Raw genomic sequence first — 20,533 nt, forward strand, 5'->3', positions numbered from 1 at the left:
GCTGCGATGGGCAGGAACGTGCACGGCGCCGTCCTCCTCCACAGGCCGCACGGCGCGCCCGGTCGTGCACAGGCCGCGTCTTCCGGGGAACGCTGGCCCCGCAGCCGGGTAGCGTCGGCTCCGTGGCCACTGCAGACCGACCCCGCCGACCGAAGATCGGGCGCATCCCGATCACCCGACTCACGCCGACGACCCCGAACGGGTTCCCGTCGAAGGCCTTCGACGGCGAGGTGATCACGTTCGGTGCGACCGTCTTCCGCGAGGGACACGGGGTCATCGGCGCCGACCTCGTGCTGGAGCGCCCCGACGGCGGCACCCGCACCGTCCCGATGACCTTGGTGGGCGCCGGCACCGACCGGTACGAGGCGACCGTGCAGGTCGACCACACGGGCGTCTGGACGTGGCACGTCGAGTCGTTCTCCGACGACTGGGCGACCTGGATCCATGGGGCACGCCTGAAGATCGCCGCCGGGGTGGACACCGAGGCCACGCTCCTCGACGGGGCGGTGCTGCTCGACCGGCTCGCGGCGGAGACCGACTCGACCGCCGCCGCGCGCGCCGCCGAGCGGGTCCGGGACACCGAGCTCGACCCGGCCGAACGACTCGCAGCCGTCGACGACCCGCGGATCACCGGCGAGGTCGAGGACGCACCGCTCACCTCGCTCCGCACGCACTCCCCCACCCAGCTGCTCGACGTCGAGCGCACCCGCGCCGGTGTCGGCGCCTGGTACGAGTTCTTCCCCCGGAGCGAGGGCGCGAAGAAGAACCCCGACGGGTCGTGGAAGAGCGGCGACTTCCGCACCGCGGCCCGACGTCTGCCCGCGGTGGCCCGCATGGGCTTCGACGTCGTCTACCTGCCGCCGATCCACCCGATCGGCACCACCGCACGCAAGGGCCCGAACAACACGCTGACCCCTGGTCCGAACGACCCCGGCAGCCCGTGGGCGATCGGCGGGCCGGAGGGCGGTCACGACGCGATCCACCCGGACCTGGGGACCGAGGACGACTTCCGCGACTTCGTCGAGACGGCGAAGAACACCGGGATGGAGGTCGCGCTCGACTTCGCCCTGCAGTGCTCCCCCGACCACCCCTGGGTGCAGGCGCACCCGGAGTGGTTCACGGTCCGCGCCGACGGGTCGATCGCCACGGCCGAGAACCCCCCGAAGCGCTACCAGGACATCTACCCGATCCAGTTCGACTCCGACCCCGAGGGCATCGTCACCGAGGTCCTCCGGGTCCTCAGGCACTGGATCGCCTTCGGTGTCCGGATCTTCCGCGTCGACAACCCGCACACCAAGCCGCTGTGGTTCTGGGAGCGGGTCATCCGCGAGGTCCGCGACGAGCACCCCGAGACCGTGTTCCTGGCCGAGGCGTTCACCCGTCCGGCGATGATGCGTGCCCTGGCCGAGGCCGGGTTCCAGCAGTCCTACACGTACTTCACGTGGCGGAACACGAAGGACGAGATCGAGGACTACTTCACCGAGCTCAGCCACGAGACGAGCGCCTACCTGCGCCCGAACCTCTTCGTGAACACGCCGGACATCCTCACCGAGTACCTGCAGTTCGGCGGCCGTGCCGGCTACAAGGTGCGCGCAGCGCTCGCCGCGACGGGGGCGCCGACCTGGGGCATGTACGCCGGGTACGAGCTCTTCGAGGACGTCGCCCGCCCGGGCTCCGAGGAGAACATCGACAACGAGAAGTACGAGTACAAGCCCCGTGACTTCGCCCTGGCCGAGGCCGAGGGGGCGAGCCTGGCGCCGTACGTCACGATGCTCAACCGGTTCCGGCAGGCGCACCCCGCGCTCCGGCAGCTGCGCAACTTGCACGTGCACGCGTCCGAGGACCCGGCGATCGTCGTGTACTCGAAGCACCTGCCCGGCGAGTTCATCCGTTCCGGCCGCGCCGACACGGTGATCGTCGTGGCGAACGTCGACCCGCACTCCGCCCGCGAGACGACGGTGCACCTCGACCTCGCCGCCCTGGGACTGCCGACCGAGCAGCCGTTCGACGTCCGTGATGTCGTGACCGGCCAGCGTTGGGTGTGGGGCTCATCGAACTACGTCCGCCTGGACGCGTTCCAGGAGCCCGTGCACCTGCTCGTCGTGGAGGGACCCCACCGATGACCGACCGTGACCCGAAGGGGACCCCGCCGATGGGTGCCGACCAGCCGAACTCCGCCAGCGCTCCTGACAGCCCGGCGCCGACTCCCGCCACCGACCGCGGACAGGGCCCGAGCGTCCCGCCGGTGCCGCCGCCCCCGCCGCCCGTGCGTCGTCCCTCGGCGACGCCGACCGCTCTCGCACCGAGCGGTGCGGACGAGCCGCGCTACGAACCGCGGGTGTCCGCTCCGGGTGAGGACCTCCCCGGGGCACCCGAGGTCTCCCCCGAAGCTCCGGACCGCGGCGTTCCCGAGTCCGCGACGCTCGGCGGACAGGCCACCGCTCCGTCCGGGTCCCAGGAGCCGACAGCGGCGAGCACCACCGCGACGACGAGCACCGCGCCGACCCCGAGCACCGACTCCGGAGCGCCGTCGCCCGAGGGACCGCGGCCCGCCCCGGTCGAGGACTGGCTTCGACAGCAGGTCGCCGAGGGCCGCTGGTCCCGCCCGCACGACGTGCTCGGGCCGCACCCGGTCGACGGTGGGACGAGCGTCCGGGTCGTCCGACACCTCGCGTCGTCGGTCCGCATCGTCCGCCCTGACGGCGACGACGTCGAACTCACCCACGAGGGCGACGGCATGTGGGTCGGCGCGACGCCCGGCACCCTCGGTCGCTACCGGGTCGAGGCCGACTACGACTTCGACGAGTCCACGGACGCCGACGACGCGACCTGGACCACGGACGACGCATACCGCTTCGCGCCGACCGTCGGTGAGCTCGACCTCCACCTGTTCGGCGAGGGTCGCGACGAGCAGCTGTGGCACCACCTCGGCGCCCACGTCACCACGGTCGACGGCGTGGACGGCGTGGCCTTCACGGTCTGGGCGCCCCGTGCCACGGCCGTCCGCGTGATCGGCGACTTCGAGGGCTGGGAGGGTCGCACCACCGCGATGCGCCGCCTCGGCGACCTCGGCGTGTGGGAGCTCTTCTGGCCGGGCGCCCTGGTCGGGCAACGGTACAAGTTCCAGATCCTGACCGACTCCGGCTGGGTCGAGCGGGCAGACCCCTTCGCCCGTCGGACCGAGGTGCCGCCGGCGACCGCCTCCGTGATCACCGCGTCCGACTACACGTGGTCCGAGGGCGACACCGCCTGGATGGAACGCCGCGCGCAGAGCACCACGCACGACGCCCCGATGAGCGTCTACGAGGTGCACCTCGGCTCCTGGCGTCCGGGGCTGTCCTACCGCGAGGTCGCTGACCAGCTGATCGGGCACGTGCAGCACCTCGGGTTCACGCACGTCGAGTTCCTCCCCCTCGCCGAGCACCCGTTCGGCGGCTCGTGGGGGTACCAGGTCACCGGCTACTACGCCCCGACCGCCCGGTTCGGTACGCCGGACGACCTCCGCTACCTGATCGACCGCCTGCACTCCGCGGGCATCGGCGTGATCATGGACTGGGTCCCCGGCCACTTCCCCAAGGACGAGTGGGCGCTGGCGAAGTTCGACGGGTACGCCCTGTTCGAGCACCCCGATCCCCGACGCGGCGAGCAGCTCGACTGGGGCACCTACGTGTTCGACTTCGGGCAGCCGCAGGTGCGGAACTTCCTGGTCGCGAACGCGCTGTACTGGCTCGAGGAGTTCCACATCGACGGCCTGCGCGTGGACGCCGTCGCGTCGATGCTGTACCTCGACTACTCCCGTACCGAGTGGCTGCCGAACGTGCACGGGGGCCGCGAGAACCTCGAGGCGATCTCCTTCCTGCAGGAGACGAACGCCACGGCGTACAAGCGCTACCCCGGCATCGTCATGATCGCCGAGGAGAGCACCTCGTGGCCGGGGGTGACCCAGCCGACGAGCGCCGGCGGGCTCGGGTTCGGCCAGAAGTGGAACATGGGGTGGATGCACGACTCCCTCGAGTACATCGAGCGCGAGCCGGTCCACCGCAGCTACCACCACGACGAGATCACGTTCTCGCTCGTGTACGCGTTCAGCGAGCAGTTCACGCTGCCGATCAGCCACGACGAGGTCGTGCACGGCAAGGGGTCGCTCTTCGGCAAGATGCCCGGCGACGAGTGGCAGAAGCTCGCGAACGTCCGCGCCTACCTGGCCTACATGTGGGCGCACCCCGGCAAACAGCTGCTCTTCATGGGCCAGGAGTTCGCGCAGCCGTCCGAGTGGTCCGAGGCCCGCGGGCTCGACTGGTGGCTCCTCGACGACCCGGGGCACCTCGGCGTCCAGGACCTCGTCGCCTCGCTCAACCGCGTGTACAAGGACACGCCGGCGCTGTGGACGCACGACTCCTCGCCCGAGGGCTTCGAGTGGATCGAGGGCGGCGACGCCCCGCACTCCACGCTCGGGTTCCTGCGCAAGGACGGCGACGACCGACTGGCCGTGTTCGTGAACTTCTCGGGCGTGCCCGTGGAGCGGCGCTTCGGCCTGCCGTCGGCCGGCAGGTGGGACGAGGTGCTCAACACCGACGCCGTCGAGTACGGCGGTTCCGGGGTCGGCAACCTCGGCTCGGTCACCGCGGACGAGACCCCGTGGGCGGGCCGCCCCGCCTCGGCGCACTTCGTGGTGCCGCCGCTCGGTGCGGTCTGGTTGCGCCTGGCTCGCTGACGCGACCCCCTGACGGACGGGAGGCGCGGTGCCGACCGGCACCGCGCCTCCCGTCCGTCACGTGGTGCGCACCCGCCCGACGGCGGCGGCCCGGGCAGAGGGTGCCGCAGCAGCGAGACCGTCCCGGCCCGCGCGAGACGGTCTTGTTCCGGCGAGACGGTCCTGGAACGACGAAACGCCGCCGGATCCGGCGACATCTCGTCGGATTCGGCGGCGTCTCGGTGGACCCGTGCGCGGGTACGGCGCGCTAGTACAGCGCGTTCGCGAGCCGACGACGCGCCACGACGACCCGCGGGTCGTCCACACCGATGAGCTCGAAGTACTCCACGAGTCGGACACGCAGGGCCTCGCGCTCCGCACCGAACACGGTGGGGACGAGGTCGAGCAGGCGCCCGAAGGCGTCCTCGACGTGCCCGCCGCTGACGTCCAGGTCGGCCACGGCGAGCTGCGCCTCGAGGTCCTGGGGCGCAGCGGCAGCGGCGGTCCGGAGCTCGTCCGCTGTGCGGCCGGAGAGCCGGTCGAGCAGCGACACCTGCGCGAGACCGGCGACGGCCATCTGGTCGTTCGGGTCCTGCGCGATCGCGGTCTTGTACTCCTGCACGGCGGCGGCGTAGTCACCGCGCTCGATCGCGTCGTAGGCGGCCTGGTGGTGCGGAGGCAGCGGCTCCGGCTCGGGTTCGCCCCGCGGCTCCGCGGCGACGTCTCCGGACTGGCCGTCGACGCGCACACGCCCGGTCACGCCGTTCTGCTCGGCAGCGGCGACGACCTGCTCGAAGACGTCGCGGACCTGCGCCTCCGGCAGGGCCCCGACGAAGAGCCCGAGCGGGCGCCCGCCGATGACCGCCGCAACGGTCGGGATGGACTGCGCCTGGAACGCCTGGACGAGCTGCGGGTTGGTGTCCGCGTCGACCTTGGCGAGCACGACACGACCGTCGTACTCGGCGGTGAGCTGCTCGAGGATCGGTGAGAGCTGCTTGCACGGCCCGCACCACTCGGCCCAGATATCGACGATCACCGGGACGACAGAGGACAGCTCGAGCACGTCCTGGAACGTCTGGTCGGTGACGTCGAGCACGAGCGACGGGACGGTCGGCTCGGTCGTCGACGGGGCTGCACCCGCGGTCGCGCCCTGCGGTGCCCCCGGAGCGGGGGCGGCCGGGGCTGCCGGACGCTGGGCCCGGTCGACGAGCGACGACAGGTCGACGGCTCCGCGGAGACCGGACGGGGTCGGGGGGACGTTGGTCATTGCACCTCACTCGCTGCGGTCAGGCCCTGCGTGAACCCGAGCAGGACCACCTTGTCATCACTTCCGACGGGCGGCACGGAGAAGAGCAGCTGCACGCTGTACGTGGCGCTGATCCCCTTCGTGCTGGAGTCGACGCCCGACAGCGCCTTGACGGCACCCTCGGTGTTCACCTCGGCACCGGCTGCGGTCGGCGTGACCTTCTCGATCTCGTCCAGGTCGGCGGACACGAGCGCGCCGGCGCCGTCGGTCGCGATGGCGATCGCGCTGTCGTCGGGGACCTGGGACGAGTACTCGATCTTGGCGGTGTCCGGCAGCGATTCGGACTTCTTGTCCTTGTACGCCTTGCCGATGGTCGACCGCAGGCCGTCGCCGTCGGACTCGAACAACGACGCCGACGAGCTCTCGCTGTCCTTCGACAGCACGTCACCGTAGGCGGCCGCGATGTCGTCCGGCGCGATGCGGAGCAGCTTCGTGTTGCCGGCGAGCTGTGCGGCACCGAGGGACGTCGGCGCGAGGCTCGGCACCTGCGCCGCGGCCTCGAGCGACACGTCGTACGCGACCTTGTACTCGTCGCGTGCGCTGGCCTGGACCATCGTGAGCGCCTGCGGAGCGGTCTTCGCGGTGCAGTCCTCGGCGACGATCGCGAACACCGTCCGTGGCCAGGTGTCGGTCTGCTGCGGGAGCGCGACGCACACCTGCTGCGCGGAGATCGCGGGCGGGGCCCCCGCCTTGTCGTCCTTCGCGCGGATGGCGTAGTTGGCCTTCCGGAAGTCGAGCGCGGCACCCGTGAAGCGCGACTCGAGGAGCGACGCGTCCTTGGCCTCGTCGGCCTTCTGTGCCACCTCGGCGACGCGCTGCACGATCTTCTGGATCTGCTGCTTCGACGCTGCCGTCGGCTCGTCCTGCTCGGCACCCGCCGTCGCCGATGCGGTCGGCGTGGCGGTCACGTCCGCGGAACCGCCCTGCGGCCAGTAGTCGGACGAACAGCCGGCGAGCCCGAGCGCGCCGACGAGCACGATCGGCACGGCGATGAGCGGACGGCGCCCACGACGACCGCGGCTCGGCACCTGGGCACCCGCTGCGGCGGCCCGGCGCGACGCGCGCACCCGGGGCGGCCTCGTCCCCCCGCTGCGACGACGCGGACCGCGCCCCCGACGCTGGTGCAGGAACGCCCAGACGAGCAGCGCGACGCCGCCGACGAGGAACAGGCCGCCCGCGACGAGCAGTGGGCCGACCGACGGGGTCGCGGTGTCCCGTGGCCAGGTCACGGACACGTCCGTGGGTGCCGCGTCCTTCCCATTGCCGAGGACCACGAGCGACACGTCCGACGGCAGCCGCACGGTGAACTGCCCCGCGCCGGGCCACTCCTGGTACCAGAGGTCGCTGCCCGACGGGTCCGGGACGCTCGAGGCACTGCCGGTCGTCTTGCCGACCAGGCGGTCCTGCTCGGCGTCGAACCGGAGCGTGGTGTGCTTCGCGTCACCGATCCAGGCCTGCACGTCGCTCGTCTTGCCGTAGGCGGCGAAGACGTCGCCGGAACCGGAGACGTTGATGCGTTGGTACCCGGGGTTGGCGTTGAGCGTCGACCCCGGGATGACCGTCACCGGGGCGGAGGCCTTGCTGGTCGACTGCGCGACGAGCGAGGACGGTGGCGCGAAGACGGTTCGCTGGCCGACAGCGAGCCCGACGAGCAGCAGACCGATGACGAAACTGACGATCGCCAGGACGAATCGCACGGATCTTCTCCCTACCGCGCCGGGGTGGGGGATGTCGGCGCGCGAATCAGCGCTCCAGGATAGCGAGCGACCCTGGACATCGCATCCCTGCTCGCTGAGCCGAGCGCTCGCGCACCACCGACGGACCGTCGGCGGCCGCGACTCAGCCCCGTCGGTGGCACCGCCTCGACGAGACCCCGGCTCAGGCCCCCCGGTGGCGCCGCCACTACAATCGTCCGCGGGCCAAGGGCTGGCCCTCCGCCGACCCCCAGGAGCAACACGTGGCGAACGACGAGGCCGAGTTCGGGACCGAGCTGCGCGGGTACCGCCGCGACGACGTGGACCGGGCCCTGGGCGACCTGCGCCGGGAGCTCATCAAGTCGAACAACGACCGCGCCGAGGCCGCGAAGGAGATCCGTCTCCTGCAGACCCGCGTCTCCGACCTGCAGGGCGAGCTCGACGAGGCCGGGACCCCGACCTACAGCGGACTCGGCACGCGCCTCGAGTCGACGCTCCGGGTCGCCGAGGAGCAGTCCACGCGCCTGATCAGCCAGGCCGACATCGACGCCCAGCGCCTGCGTGCCGCGAGCCGGAACGAGGCCGACCGCCTGCTCCGCGAGGCCCGGCAAGAGGCCTCCGAGACGCTCGAGGACGCCAGGAGCCGCGCCACCGACGAGCTGTCCCGCGCCCGCGCCGAGTCCGCCGACACCATCGAGCGTGCCCGCGCCGAGGCCGGCCTGCTCACGCAGGACGCCCGCAACGAGGCCGCCGCGATCCGGGGCGCCGCCGTCACCGAGGCCGCCGAGGTCCGCTCGGTCGCCATCCGCGAGACGAACGCCCTGCGTGCCCGCGTCGAGCACGAGGTCGCCGAGCTCCGCGAGACCGCGCAGCGCGACGCCGCGCAGGCCCGCGCCGCGGCCGAGGAACTGGACCGCGAGACCGAGCACCGCCGCAGCGTGTTCGAGGCGGAGCACACCCGTCGCACGGCCGACCTCGAGCGCGAGGAGACCGACCGGCGCACGGCCCTCGACCGCGAGGTCACCGAGGGTCGCACGGCCTGGCACCGCGAGCGCGACGAGCAGCAGCGCGAACACGCCCTCGCGCTCGAGGAGGGCCGCGCCGCCCTCGAGTCGGAGACCGCGACCCGCCGCGCCGACCTGGACGCCGAGCTCGGGGAACGCCGACGCGTGCACGACGAGGAGCTCGCCGCCGCCCGTGCCGGCTGGGAGCGCGAGCTCGCCGGTGCCCGGGCGGCGCTGGAGCAGGAGGCCGAGGCCCTCCGCGCCCAGCTGCGCGTCGACGAGGAGCAGACCCGCGTCGAGAACGCCCGCCTCGTGCAGGAGACCTCCGACCGCATCGCCGATGAGCTGCAGCAGCACAGCGCGCGCATCGAACGGGAGCGCGCCGAGGCCGACGCCGCCGCGGAGCGCGCCGCCCGTGAGCACGCCGACGAGCTCGCCGCCCGCCGGGAGCGCGAGCACGCCGAGCTGGACGCCGAGGTCGCCGACCGTCGCCGCGCCGAGCTCACCGACCTCGAAGCCGAGCGCGCTGCGCTCCAGCAGGAGGTCGAGACGATGCGCGCGGTCCTCGCGAAGGAGCGCGACGAGGTCCGCGCTGAGATCGCCCGCGAGCGCGACGAGGCCCGCACGGCGCTCGAGTCGGAGCTCGCCGCCCGCCGCGACGACGCCGAGCAGGAGTACCTGCAGAAGCACCACGAGACGGTCACCGAGACGCAGAAGTACCTGGACGAGGCGAACCTGCAGCTCGCCGAGGCGACCCGCCGAGCAACCGAGGCCCGCGAACGCGCCGAGCGCCTGCAGCAGGAGGCCGACGACCTCGAGCGCTCCAGCACGGCCGACGCGCAGGAGCACGCCCGGACGATCGTCGCCGACGCCCAGCAGCGCGTGCACCGCATGGTCGCCGACGCCGAGGAGCGCACCGCCGCGATCGAGGCAGAGGCCGAGGACCGCCTGGCGGCGATCCGGACCGAACGCGATGCCGTCGCCGGCTACCTCGAGAACCTGCGTGGCGTGCTGACGCACGCCACCGGACTGCTCGGTTCCGGCGCACCGGACGCCGGTCGCGACGCGGACGCGGACACGGACACCGCGACGGACGTCACCACCCGCTGACGGTGACCCGGCCTGGAGGCGCGACCGGCGCCTCCAGGCCGGGTTGCGTCGTCGGGACGGCCGGGTGGGCCGTCAGGCGGAACGGACCGGCAGGTCGGTGTGCGTCGGCAGCGGTGCACTGCCGGGCACGACGAGGTCGGCGATCGTGTCGAGCACGATCCGCACGTACCGCTCCCCCACCCACAGGTGCTTCGCGCCCTCGATCGGCACGACCCGGACGTTCGGCGCAGGAGCGAAGCGACGCGCGGCCTCGTCCGGGCGCAGGAAGTCGTCGTGCTCCGGGACGAGCGCGACCACGGGAACGTCGACGGACGCCCAGCGTGCGAGTTCCTCGTCCGAGGTGCGGTGCAGGGGCGGCGACAGCAGGACCACCCCGGCGACGGTGCCGGCCGCGACGTGCTCGAGCGCGTGCTTGAGGACGACCTCGGTGCCGAAGGACCACCCGACGAGCAACGGCGCGGGGAGCCCGCGCGCGGTGACCTCGCGGACGGCGGCGCGCAGGTCGAAGCCCTCGGAGACACCGTCGCCGAAGGTGCCCTCGGACGTCCCGCGTGGCGAGGAGACCGACCGGAAGTTGAAACGGAGGACCGCGATGCCGGCGAGATCCGGCAGGCGGGCCGCCGCCTTCTTCAGGACGTGCGAGTCCATGAAGCCCTGCGCCGTGGGCAGCGGGTGCAGGGTGACGATCGTGCCGCGAGCGGGGCGTCCGAGCGGTTCCGCGAGCTCACCGACGAGCGTCAGGTGGTCGTCCGTGTACAGCTCGACGTCGGTCCGCTGTGCCGGCAGTTCGGTGTTCGAGCGGATCTCGGTGCTCATGCGATGCTCCAGCAGTGGTTGTGCCAGTGGCGGCGCGACGCCAGGTCGGCCTCGTCACCGAGGACACCGTCGGCTCGCCAGACGACAACGTGCGCGGTACCGGGCAGGACGGTGCCGCCGCAGCCCGGGCAGACGTACTCTTTCTGCGCCGACGCAGCCGAGACGGGCTGCACGGTGAACGTGCGGCCGCGACGGACCTCGGTCCGCTTCCAGGACGACATGAGCCGGTCGAGGCCCGTGGGTTCGTCCTCGGGCTCGGGTCCGTGACCGCGGGGACGCCGCGGTCGGTTGCTGCGCGGCACCCCCGGCGCCGATCAGTACCAGTTGTAGGACTGGCTGTGGCCCCAGGCTCCGCACGGCGTGCCGTACACGCCCGAGATGTAGTTGAGACCCCAGGTGATCTGGGTCGCCGGGTTCGTCTGCCAGTCGGCGCCGACCGTGCCCATCTTGCTGCCGGGCAGGGCCTGCGGGATGCCGTACGCACCGCTCGGGTTGTAGGCGTTCACGCGCCAGCCGGACTCCTTGTTCCAGAGCAGCACGAGGCAGTTGAACTGGTCGGAGCCCCAGCCGCGGGCCGCGACCATCTCCTGGGCGATCGCCTGCGCGCTGCCGGGGTTCGGCGTGGCGGCCTGCGCGGCGATGGTGTTCGTCGCGGTGACCTTCTTGGTGGCGGTCGTGTCCGCTGTGTCGTCGGTCTCGGTCGCCGGCGGGGCGGTCACCTTCGGCGCGGGGACCGTGACGCCGTAGCCGTCGCGGGAGACCTCGAAGTCGCCGTAGGTGCCGTGCGCGGTGTACTGCTGCGGCTCGACCGGGGCCTTGACGAGCACGGGTGCCGAGACGGCCGCCTGCGCCACGTCCGGCTGCATCGGGTTGAAGAGCGACCCGCCCACGAAGCCGAACACGGCGAAGAACGAGAGCGCGGGGATCGTCGCGCGCTTGCGCATGAACGTGTTCACGCTGCGGGCGGGCTTCGGTGCGGCGGCGACCGCTCGGCGCTGCTGCACGGCACGGCGCTGCTTGACGACCCGCGGGTCGGCCGGCGTCCGCGGGACCGCGGCGTCGAACGTGGAGCGCGCCGGGGCGCTGACGGGTGCGGCGGGGATGGACGCCGTCGCGACCGCTGGGGCCGCGTGGAGGACCGCGTGCTCCGCCGTGCGGAGTCGTTCACGTGCCGCGCGACGCTCACCGACGACCGTGTGGTCGAGGTGCACGCTGCTGCCGCGGTCGGAGCTGAAGTCTGCCGTGTGCCTGCCCATGAGTCCGACCAGGATAACGGAATGGTCACGCAACCGGAAGCACCGGCACCCAGCGCGTCGCCGGATCGCCGGGCCGGACGATGCGGGGAGTCGTCAGCGGACGGCGAGCATGACCTCGACGACGGCGTCGAGCAGTGCGTCGACCTGCGCCTCGCGGTAGCCGCCGTGCTTCGGTCGGAAGACGATCGACCGGACCTCGGTGAGGCTCAGCGGCTTGCCGTCGCGGAAGTAGCCGGCGAGGCGCTGGGCGAAGGCGTCGACGTCCTTCGGGTGGTACCCGGTCCCGAGCGGGCTCGTGCGGGCGAAACGCTGCCCGTCCGGACGCTCCAGGCGGGCGACGACGTCCGAGGCCTTCGAGCGGGCCTCGGCGTACCAGGCCTTCTTGCCGACGTCGGCGATCTCCCGCTCGCGCTCCCGGGCGGCGAAGGCGTCCTCGAGTCGCTCGAGGGCGGCGTCGACGTGCGCCGTGGAGTACCCGCCCTTGCGCATCGAGAACGCGGTGGCGCGGATCTTCGCCGCCTCGATCCCCGGCGCCGTGTCGGCGGCCGTGTAGGCGCGGCGGGCGTCCTCGAGGAACCGGTCGACCTCGTCGACGTCGTACCCGAGGGCGCGGCGGTCTGCGGTGGGGAAGGTGGTGGCCACGGCGACATTCTGCCAGCACCCGACCCTGGCGCTGGCTGGACGCGCCCCGAGCACGCCTGTCAGTGCACGACGATCAGTGCACGACGATCAGGAACAGGACGTACGCGACGGCGGCCGACGGCAGGATGCTGTCGATCCGGTCGAGCAGTCCCCCGTGCCCCGGCAGGAACGACGAGATGTCCTTGATGCCGAGGTCGCGCTTGATCATCGACTCGGTGAGGTCGCCGAGGGTCGCGGACCCGGAGATGAGCACGCCGAGGACGATGCCGGTCCACCACGGCAGCCCGAGCAGGAGCCACACGACGACGATCCCGACGAGGATGCTCGCCGCGACCGATCCCGCGAAGCCCTCCCAGGTCTTCTTCGGGCTGATCCGCGGCGCCATCGGGTGCTTGCCCAGGTTGAGCCCCGTGGCGTAGGCCCCGGTGTCGACCGCGACGACCACCAGGATGAACGCGATCACCCAGAGCTCACCGCGGGGCTGCGCCGACAGCAGGACGATGCACGCCCCGAGGAGCGTGATGTACGCCTGGACGAACAGCCCGTTCGTCAGGTCACGGGCGACGTGCCCGGCCGGCGGCTTCTCGCGCGCGAGGGCGACCTCGACGAGCCGCCAGACCACGATGAGGACGATCCCGCCGATCACCGCGAAGAGCGCCGCCACCTGTCCGCCGAGGAACGCCAGCGGCACCATGCCGACCGCGGCCGCGACGCTCGGGATCCGCGGCACGTCGCGCCCCGCGAACCGCATGGCGCTCGCGAGCTCGTACACCGCGACACCGAGCAGGAACGCGGCGACGACCATGAACGCCGGCTTCCAGATGAGGAGCGCGGCGAGCATGACGACCGCGAAGGCCAGCGCGATGCCGATCGCCGCCGGCAGGTTCCGTCCGGTGCGCGCCGTCAGCGCCTCGTTGCGCGCGCCGAACTCCGCCTTGCGCTGCTTGAGCTGCGCTTCGAAGTCGGCGCGCGCCGCGCGGGCACGGGCGTCGAAGTCCTGTCGGAGCCCCGTCTTCGCGGACGGGCGCGGTTGCGTGGGGCGGTCGCCGCCCGGGTCGGGGAGACGCATCAGACCTCGAGGAGTTCGGCTTCCTTCTTCTTCAGCGCGTCGTCGATCTGGTCGACGTGCTTCTTCGTCAGGGTCTCGAGGTCCTTGTCGGCGCGGGCGATCTCGTCGTCGGAGATCTCGCCCTTCAGCGCGTCCAGGTCGTCCTTGGCGCGACGACGGATGTTCCGGACGACGACCTTGTGGTCCTCGCCCTTGCCGCGCACGAGCTTCACGAACTCCTTGCGGCGGTCCTGGGTGAGCTCCGGGATCGTCACGCGGACGATCTCGCCGTCGTTCGACGGGCTGGCGCCGAGGTTCGGGAACGTCGCGATGGCGCGTTCGATCTCCTTGAGCGCGGACTTGTCGTAGGGCGTGACGACGAGCGTGCGGGCCTCGGGCGTCTGCATGGACGCCAGCTGCGCGAGCGGCGTCGGCGTGCCGTAGTAGTCGACCGGGATCTTCTGGAAGAGCGCGGGGTTGATGCGTCCGGTGCGGACGGTCGCGAAGTCGTCCTTGGCGACGTCGACGGCCTTCGCCATCTTCTCGGTGGCTTCGGTCAGGACATCACTGATCACGGTGGTTCTCCTTCGGTACTGCTGTCGAGTCTAGTCAGCGGCCGGGGTCAGTTGCTGACCACCGTGCCGATCCGCTCCCCGCGGATCGCGGCGGCCACGTTGCCCTCGCCCTCCATGCCGAACACGTGCATCGGCATGCCGTTGTCCATGCAGAGCGAGAACGCGGTGGCGTCCACGACCTTGAGGCCCTGGAGCAGCGCGTCCTGGTACGTCACGTGGTGGAGCTTCTCGGCCGTGGCGTCCTTCTTCGGGTCCGCCGTGTAGACGCCGTCGACGCCGTTCTTCGCGACGAGGACCTCGTGCGCGTCGATCTCGAGCGCACGCTGCGCGGCGACCGTGTCGGTGGAGAAGTACGGCAGACCGGCACCGGCACCGAAGATCACGATGCGGCCCTTCTCGAGGTGACGCTCCGCGCGGCGCGGGATGTAGGGCTCCGCGACCTGGGTCATGCTGATCGCGGACTGCACGCGCGTGGCCGCTCCGGCCTGCTCCAGGAAGTCCTGCAGCGCGAGGGCGTTCATCACCGTGCCGAGCATGCCCATGTAGTCGGCGCGACCGCGGTCCATGCCGCGCTGCGAGAGCTCGGCGCCGCGGAAGAAGTTCCCGCCGCCGACCACGATCGCGACCTCGACGTCCTGCGCGGCCGCGGCGATCTCCTTGGCGATGGTGCTGATGACGTCCGGGTTCACCCCGAGGGACCCGGCCCCGAACGCCTCCCCCGACAGCTTCAGCAGGACCCGGCGGCGTCCGGTCTTCTCGTTCGTCATGTGGCGCACCCTTCGTCGAATGTCTCGTGGGAATCTACCCGGCCGGAGCCGGTCCGGCGGAGGAGGTCGTGCCTCCGTGCCGGTTCCGCGCGTGTCGCAGCGCGCGCAGAAACGGGGCCCGGAACCGATGTGGTTCCGAGCCCCGTCACGGGTTCGCTACGCGCCGACCTTGACGCGGGCGAAGCCCTGGATCGTGATGCCGGCGTTCTCGGCGGCCTTCGCGACGGACAGCTTGTTGTCCTTCGCGTAGTCCTGCTCGAGGAGCGCGACCTGCTTGCGGTAGGCGTTGAGGCGACCCTCGACGATCTTCGGCAGGGCGGCCTCCGGCTTGCCCTCCTCGCGCGTGATCGCCTCGACGGTCGCGCGCTCCTTCTCGATCGCCTCGGCCGGGATCTCGTCGCGGGTCAGGTACGTCGGGTTCGCGAACGCGACGTGCTGGGCGATCGAGCGGGCCTCGGCCGCGTCGGAGCCCGAGTAGGCGATGACGACGGCGATCTGCGGGGGCAGGTCCTGGCTGGTCTTGTGCAGGTAGACCTCGAAGGCGTCGCCCTCGACCCGGACGACCGTGCGGAGCGCGAGCTTCTCGCCCAGCGCAGCGGCGGCCTCGTCGATCGCCTCGGCGACCGTCTTGCCCTCGAGCGGCGCGGCGTTGCCGGCCTCGACGTCGGACGCGCCTGCAGCGGCGACCGCGGCGACGACCTTGTCGGCGAGGGTGGTGAACTTCTCGTTCTTCGCGACGAAGTCGGTCTCGCTGGCGAGCTCGACGACGGTGGCGGCGCCACCCTCGGTCGACGCCACGACGACGCCCTCGGAGGTCGCACGGTCGTCGCGCTTGGCGACGGCCTTCGCGCCCTTGATGCGGAGCAGCTCGACGGCCTTGTCGTAGTCGCCGTCGGCCTCGACGAGGGCGTTCTTGGCGTCCATCATGCCGGCCCCGAGGTCCTCACGGAGCTTCTTCACGTCAGCAAGGCTGTAGTTGGCCATTGGCTGGAGTCCTTTCTGGACTGGAGTTGTGGAGAGAGAAGGAAGGGGCGCCGAGCCGACCGGCCCGACGCCCCCGGATGTCACTCGGCGGGGGTGGCTTCGGCGTTCTTGTCGGCCTCGGCGATCGGCTCGCCGATCTCCTTCGCGGCGACCTGCGCGTCGGCGTCGTTCTCCTCGACCGGGGTCTCGGCGGCGGGCGCGGCCGACGCGGCCTGCTCGCCACCGAGGAGCTCCTGCTCCCACTCGGCGAGCGGCTCGGCCTCTTCCTGGTCGCCACCGTTGTGGCGGGTCTTCAGGCCCTCGGCCGCGGCGTCGGCGACGATGCGGGTGAGGAGACCGACGGAACGGATCGCGTCGTCGTTGCCCGGGATCGGGTACGTGATCTCGTCCGGGTCGCAGTTGGTGTCGAGGATGCCGATGACCGGGATCCCGAGCTTCTGCGCCTCGTCGACAGCGAGGTGCTCCTTCTTGGTGTCGACGATCCAGAGCGCGCTCGGGGTCCGCGTGAGGTTGCGGATACCACCGAGGGTCTTGTGGAGCTTGTCCAGCTCGCGCTTCTTGATGAGGAGCTCCTTCTTGGTGAAGCCCTTCGTCGTGTCGTCGAAGTCGATCTCCTCGAGCTCCTTCATGCGCGCGAGGCGCTTGGAGACCGTCTGGAAGTTCGTGAGCAGACCGCCGAGCCAACGCTGGTTGACGTACGGCTGGCCGACGCGGGTCGCCTGCTCGGCGATGGAGCCCTGGGCCTGCTTCTTGGTGCCCACGAAGAGGATCGTTCCACCGTGCGCGACCGTCTCCTTGACGAAGTCGTACGCGCGGTCGATGTAGGCCAGCGACTGCTGCAGGTCGATGATGTGGATGCCCGAGCGCTCGGCGAGGATGAAGCGCTTCACCTTCGGGTTCCACCGACGGGTCTGGTGTCCGAAGTGGACGCCGCTGTCGAGCAGCTGGCGGATGGTGACGACGGCCATGCCGTCCCTCCTTGTTCTCGGCGCACGGCTGTCAGGCCGTGAGCACGGTTGCGGTTGTGTCGGTCACGACCGGTGGTCGTGACCCCTGGCGCCCTGTCCGCACGGCCGCCCGCTCGTGAGAGCGGGACCGGTGGCCGAGAGACGCGAGTGGACGCGCGAAGTCAGCGCGCTCGGCGCGCTGCAGGAAGCACTCTAGCAGGTCTGGGCGCACGGGAGGCGCGGTGCGGGTCGGACCCGCACCGCGCCTCCAGGACGTGGTGACGCTGGTGCGTCGTTACTTGGCGGACACCGTGTCGCCCTCGGCCGTGATGCCCATCTCCTCGAGGGAGCGGCCCTTGGTCTCCGGGATCTTCGCGATCACGAAGAACAGGGAGAGCAGGGCGAACAGGGCGTAGATGCCGTAGGTCACGGTCAGGTTGAAGCCGGACAGGACCGGGAACGAGATGGTGACGACGAAGTTCGCGACCCAGTTCGCCGCGGAACCGACGCCGAGCGCGGTCGCACGGATGCGGTTCGGGAACATCTCGCCGAGGAGCACCCACATGAGCGGGCCCCACGTCGCGCCGAAGGACACGACGAACAGGTTCGCGAAGATCAGCGCGATGAGTCCCCACGCGCCGGGCAGCTGCGGCGCGCCGTCGACGATGGTGGCCTGCGAGAAGGCGATCGCGACCATGGTCAGCGACACGAACATGCCCGTCGAGCCGGCGACCAGGAGCGGCTTCCGCCCGAGCTTGTCGACCGTGAAGATGGCGATGAAGGTGACCGCGACGTTCACGACCGAGGTGATCGTGGAGATGAGGAAGGACTGGTCCTCCTTGAACCCGACGGCCTGCCAGAGCGTCGTCGAGTAGTAGAAGATCACGTTGATGCCGACGAACTGCTGCAGGACGGCGAGGATGATGCCGACCCAGACGATCGGCTGCAGGCCGAAGCGGTTGCCCCGGATGGAGCCCTTCTTCTCCTTGGACTCCTTCTCGATGCCGTCCTGGATCTCCTCCAGGCTCGTGTTCACCGTGTCGCGCGGGACGATCTTGCCCATCACGTCGCGGGCGTCCTCCTTGCGGCCCTGCGCGAGCAGGAAGCGCGGGGACTCCGGGAGCGTGATCGCGAGCACGCCGTAGACCACCGAGGGGATCACGCCGACCAGGAACATCCAGCGCCACGCGGCGAGCCCGAGCACCTGCTCCGACGCACCACCGGCGGTCACCGCGAAGATCTGGTCGGACAGCAGGGCGGCGAAGATACCGAGGGTGATCGCGAGCTGCTGGAACGAGGCCAGCCGACCGCGGATCGCCTTCGGGGACACCTCGGAGATGTAGGCGGGGGCGATGACCGACGCGGTGCCGATGCCGAGGCCGCCGACGAGACGCCAGATCACGAGGTCCCAGGTCGCGAACGCGAAGGCGCTGCCGATCGAGCTGACGAAGAACAGCACTGCTGCCCAGAACATGACGCGGGTGCGGCCCCAGCGGTCCGCCAGGCGGCCGGCGAAGTACGCACCGAAGGCGCAGCCGATCAGGGCCGAGGCGACCGCGAAGCCGCTGGCGGCCTCGGACAGGCCGAACTCGCCCTTGATCGCGTCGACCGCTCCGTTGATGACGGAGGAGTCGAATCCGAAGAGGAAGCCACCGACCGCCGCCGCGATGGCGAACAGGGTGACCTTCCCCTTGAACGCACGGTCCTCGCCGTGCTGGGTGGACGTGTTCGACACGGTGCTCCAGGTTCTTGCCGCCGTGCTGGGTGGCGCACGGTGCCCCGGCGGTCGGCTGGTTCGCCGTCCGAGCGGCGTTGCGTGTTCCGGAGCGCCCCAGACCCTACTCCCCGTTCGGGGCGCGGGCACAACCGGGGTGCGCGGTCGGGTCGTCGCACTCCTCCACCGGACGGGAGGCGCGGCTCCCGTTCCACAGACCACGAGCGCCGTGCGCGGATGGCGTCCGGCGCTGCGAACCTCGGTGCATGCGGTGGAGCGGGTCACTCACGGGGTCGGTACTGGTCGGAGCAGCGCTGGTCGGGACGGCGCCGGTCGGGTCGGTGCCGGTCGGGTCGGTGCCGGTCGGGTCGGTGCGGTCGGTCGGTGCGGCGGTGCTCGCGCCGGGGTCCCCGGGAGCGGCGGTGCGGGCGGCGGACGCGCAGGACGAGGCGCCGTGGGTGTGGCCGACCGGCTCACGGATCGTCGAGCGCGGGTGGGAGGCCCCGGCCGACGACTACGCAGCGGGGCATCGCGGGATCGACGTCGCCGCGTCGATCGGGACGCCCGCGGTGGCGGTGGCCTCCGGCACGGTTTCGTTCGCCGGTTCGGTGGCCGGCCGCGGCGTGGTGTCGATCGACCACGGCGGCGGGCTCGTCTCCACCCTGGACTCGGTCGACCCGTCGGTCTCCACCGGGGACGAGGTTGATCAGGGCAGCACCGTCGGCACCGTCTCGGTCGGGCACTGTCCGGCGTCGGCCCCGTGCCTGCACCTCGGCGCGAGGGTCGACGGTCGGTACGTCGACCCTCTGCCGTACCTGCCGGCCGCCGAGTGGCCGGTGCTGCTGCCGGACGACGCCTGGCCGGGGTGACACGAGCGGGCCGGGCGTGCTCGGGCCGAGCGTGCTCGGGCCGAGCCTCGGCGGGCTGGGTCTGCTCGGGTTGGTCTGCTCGGGGCGGGTCTGCTCGGCGGCGGTGCCGGGTCAGGCGCGCGGGTGGGCCGTGCGGTAGACCTCCCGGAGGCGCGCCGACGAGACGTGCGTGTAGATCTGCGTCGTGCCGAGGCTCGCGTGCCCGAGCAGCTCCTGCACGGCGCGGAGGTCCGCTCCCCCGTCCAGCAGGTGCGTCGCCGCCGTGTGCCGGAAGGTGTGCGGCCCGCTCGGACCCTCCCCCGGCAGGTCCTCGAGCACACGGGCCACGATCCGGTAGACACCACGGGTCCCGAGCCGGCCGCCCCGGTCCCCGAGGAACAGCGCACCGTCCGATCCTGATCCAGCGACGGCGATGCGAGAATGCCCGGCCCCGGCGGACGACACCGCGGTGTCGGTGCGCGCTGCCGCCCGTGCAGCCAGCACCGGACGGCCGCGGCTGGTCCAGGCCTCGAGGGCATCCCGGGCGGGCGCCCCGAAGGGCACCACGCGCTCGCGGCCGCCCTTGCCGAGCACCCGCACGGTCAGCCGGGACCGGTCGACCGCGGTCAGGTCGATCCCCACCAGCTCCCCCACCCGGATGGCGGTGGCGTACAGCAGTTCGACCACCGCGAGGTCGCGGAGCGCCACCGGGTCGTCACCAGAGGCCCGACTCGCGAGCCCGTCGAGCAGCACGCGCACCTGGTCGGACCCGACGACCCGCGGCAGGTGGGCCGCGCTCTTCGGCGCCCGGAGCCGCGCCCCCGGGTCGGTCGGCAGCACCCCGGACTCGCTCGCCCACCGGGTGAACGCTCGGACAGAGGACGAGCGCCGCGCGATGGTCGACCGCGCGAGCCCCCGCTGGTCTGCCTCCCAGAGCCAGTCGCGGAGGAGCTCGAGTCCGACGCCGTCGAGGGTCGCGATGCCACGGTCGTCCGCGAAGGCCACGAGCTGCTCGAGGTCACTCGCGTACGCGCGGACCGTCTGTTCGCTGAGCCCACGGGCCGAGCGGACGTGCGTGAGGAACGCCTCCACGACCACGACGAGTCGGTCGTCCGTCTGCTCCGCCACG

General features: G+C 71.8%; 17 protein-coding genes. 4 read left to right on the forward strand and 13 right to left on the reverse strand.

The genetic code is table 11. The annotated features are described in order from the left end of the window. Positions 1–122: 122 nt before the first annotated feature. Both DEU32_RS08190 and glgB read left to right on the forward strand, forming a co-directional pair. Complete coding sequence (locus DEU32_RS08190) at positions 123–2,123, forward strand: alpha-1,4-glucan--maltose-1-phosphate maltosyltransferase (RefSeq protein WP_220152773.1); 2,001 nt, start codon at positions 123–125, stop codon at positions 2,121–2,123. Between the two features lie 29 nt (positions 2,124–2,152). After that, a complete protein-coding gene (glgB, locus tag DEU32_RS08195) occupies positions 2,153–4,714 on the forward strand; it encodes a 1,4-alpha-glucan branching protein GlgB (RefSeq protein WP_258554821.1) in 2,562 nt (853 codons plus the stop codon). A 247-nt stretch (positions 4,715–4,961) separates the two neighbouring features. Here the strand turns inward: glgB and DEU32_RS08200 are convergent, their stop codons facing one another. Then, positions 4,962–5,960, reverse strand: a complete 999-nt coding sequence (locus tag DEU32_RS08200) for a tetratricopeptide repeat protein (RefSeq protein WP_114850064.1) — start codon at positions 5,958–5,960, stop codon at positions 4,962–4,964. Further along, positions 5,957–7,696, reverse strand: a complete 1,740-nt coding sequence (locus DEU32_RS08205; protein WP_114850065.1) for a hypothetical protein — start codon at positions 7,694–7,696, stop codon at positions 5,957–5,959. Before DEU32_RS08205 ends, DEU32_RS08200 begins: the two co-directional genes overlap by 4 nt. 260 nt (positions 7,697–7,956) lie before the next feature. Between DEU32_RS08205 and DEU32_RS08210 the strand changes: the two genes are divergently transcribed. Continuing rightward, positions 7,957–9,807: a hypothetical protein gene (locus tag DEU32_RS08210; RefSeq protein ID WP_181819232.1), complete on the forward strand. Its 1,851-nt coding sequence runs from the start codon at positions 7,957–7,959 to the stop codon at positions 9,805–9,807. A 72-nt stretch (positions 9,808–9,879) separates the two neighbouring features. On the opposite strand, the gene DEU32_RS08215 is transcribed toward DEU32_RS08210, so the two are convergent. The 10 genes from DEU32_RS08215 to DEU32_RS08260 all read right to left on the reverse strand — a co-directional run bounded on the left by DEU32_RS08215 (position 9,880) and on the right by DEU32_RS08260 (position 18,577). Beyond that, on the reverse strand, positions 9,880–10,623 hold the full coding sequence (locus DEU32_RS08215; RefSeq protein ID WP_114850066.1) for an alpha/beta hydrolase: 744 nt from the start codon (positions 10,621–10,623) through the stop codon (positions 9,880–9,882). Further along, positions 10,620–10,925, reverse strand: coding sequence for a hypothetical protein (locus tag DEU32_RS08220; RefSeq protein ID WP_058742047.1), 306 nt, complete (start codon positions 10,923–10,925; stop codon positions 10,620–10,622). The genes DEU32_RS08215 and DEU32_RS08220 overlap by 4 nt, the downstream gene beginning before the upstream one ends. 12 nt (positions 10,926–10,937) lie before the next feature. After that, on the reverse strand, positions 10,938–11,879 hold the full coding sequence (locus DEU32_RS08225; protein WP_241490184.1) for a lytic transglycosylase domain-containing protein: 942 nt from the start codon (positions 11,877–11,879) through the stop codon (positions 10,938–10,940). Between the two features lie 93 nt (positions 11,880–11,972). Next, a complete protein-coding gene (locus tag DEU32_RS08230; RefSeq protein ID WP_058742046.1) occupies positions 11,973–12,521 on the reverse strand; it encodes a DivIVA domain-containing protein in 549 nt (182 codons plus the stop codon). Between the two features lie 73 nt (positions 12,522–12,594). After that, positions 12,595–13,590 carry a phosphatidate cytidylyltransferase gene (locus tag DEU32_RS08235; protein WP_114850067.1) on the reverse strand — a complete coding sequence of 332 codons (996 nt, stop codon included), beginning with the start codon at positions 13,588–13,590 and terminating at the stop codon, positions 12,595–12,597. After that, positions 13,590–14,144 carry a ribosome recycling factor gene (frr, locus tag DEU32_RS08240; protein WP_114850068.1) on the reverse strand — a complete coding sequence of 185 codons (555 nt, stop codon included), beginning with the start codon at positions 14,142–14,144 and terminating at the stop codon, positions 13,590–13,592. The genes DEU32_RS08235 and frr overlap by 1 nt, the downstream gene beginning before the upstream one ends. 47 nt (positions 14,145–14,191) lie before the next feature. Beyond that, positions 14,192–14,911: a UMP kinase gene (gene pyrH / locus DEU32_RS08245; protein WP_058742043.1), complete on the reverse strand. Its 720-nt coding sequence runs from the start codon at positions 14,909–14,911 to the stop codon at positions 14,192–14,194. A gap of 156 nt (positions 14,912–15,067) precedes the next feature. Further along, positions 15,068–15,895 carry a translation elongation factor Ts gene (tsf, locus tag DEU32_RS08250; RefSeq protein WP_058742042.1) on the reverse strand — a complete coding sequence of 276 codons (828 nt, stop codon included), beginning with the start codon at positions 15,893–15,895 and terminating at the stop codon, positions 15,068–15,070. A gap of 80 nt (positions 15,896–15,975) precedes the next feature. Next, positions 15,976–16,863 carry a 30S ribosomal protein S2 gene (rpsB, locus tag DEU32_RS08255; RefSeq protein ID WP_114850069.1) on the reverse strand — a complete coding sequence of 296 codons (888 nt, stop codon included), beginning with the start codon at positions 16,861–16,863 and terminating at the stop codon, positions 15,976–15,978. A 274-nt stretch (positions 16,864–17,137) separates the two neighbouring features. Then, positions 17,138–18,577, reverse strand: coding sequence for a sugar porter family MFS transporter (locus DEU32_RS08260; protein WP_114850070.1), 1,440 nt, complete (start codon positions 18,575–18,577; stop codon positions 17,138–17,140). A gap of 245 nt (positions 18,578–18,822) precedes the next feature. Here DEU32_RS08260 and DEU32_RS08265 point away from each other — a divergent pair, with 245 nt between their 5' ends. Then, positions 18,823–19,425 (forward strand): M23 family metallopeptidase, encoded by a 603-nt coding sequence (locus tag DEU32_RS08265; RefSeq protein ID WP_114850071.1) that lies wholly within the window; start codon positions 18,823–18,825, stop codon positions 19,423–19,425. A gap of 111 nt (positions 19,426–19,536) precedes the next feature. Here the strand turns inward: DEU32_RS08265 and DEU32_RS08270 are convergent, their stop codons facing one another. Further along, positions 19,537–20,532, reverse strand: coding sequence for a tyrosine recombinase XerC (locus tag DEU32_RS08270; RefSeq protein WP_114850072.1), 996 nt, complete (start codon positions 20,530–20,532; stop codon positions 19,537–19,539). Between the last annotated feature and the right edge of the window lies 1 nt (position 20,533).

This window comes from Curtobacterium sp. AG1037, from assembly GCF_003349855.1.
GTDB lineage: Bacteria > Actinomycetota > Actinomycetes > Actinomycetales > Microbacteriaceae > Curtobacterium > Curtobacterium citreum.

Coding starts and splice junctions, on each gene's coding strand:
- glgB (WP_258554821.1), top strand. CDS start 2,153: ATGGGTGCCGACCAGCCGAACTCCGCCAGCGCTCCTGACAGCCCGGCG.
- DEU32_RS08200 (WP_114850064.1), bottom strand. CDS start 5,960: ATGACCAACGTCCCCCCGACCCCGTCCGGTCTCCGCGGAGCCGTCGAC.
- DEU32_RS08215 (WP_114850066.1), bottom strand. CDS start 10,623: ATGAGCACCGAGATCCGCTCGAACACCGAACTGCCGGCACAGCGGACC.
- DEU32_RS08225 (WP_241490184.1), bottom strand. CDS start 11,879: ATGGGCAGGCACACGGCAGACTTCAGCTCCGACCGCGGCAGCAGCGTG.
- DEU32_RS08235 (WP_114850067.1), bottom strand. CDS start 13,590: ATGCGTCTCCCCGACCCGGGCGGCGACCGCCCCACGCAACCGCGCCCG.
- pyrH (WP_058742043.1), bottom strand. CDS start 14,911: ATGACGAACGAGAAGACCGGACGCCGCCGGGTCCTGCTGAAGCTGTCG.
- tsf (WP_058742042.1), bottom strand. CDS start 15,895: ATGGCCAACTACAGCCTTGCTGACGTGAAGAAGCTCCGTGAGGACCTC.
- rpsB (WP_114850069.1), bottom strand. CDS start 16,863: ATGGCCGTCGTCACCATCCGCCAGCTGCTCGACAGCGGCGTCCACTTC.
- DEU32_RS08265 (WP_114850071.1), top strand. CDS start 18,823: ATGCGGTGGAGCGGGTCACTCACGGGGTCGGTACTGGTCGGAGCAGCG.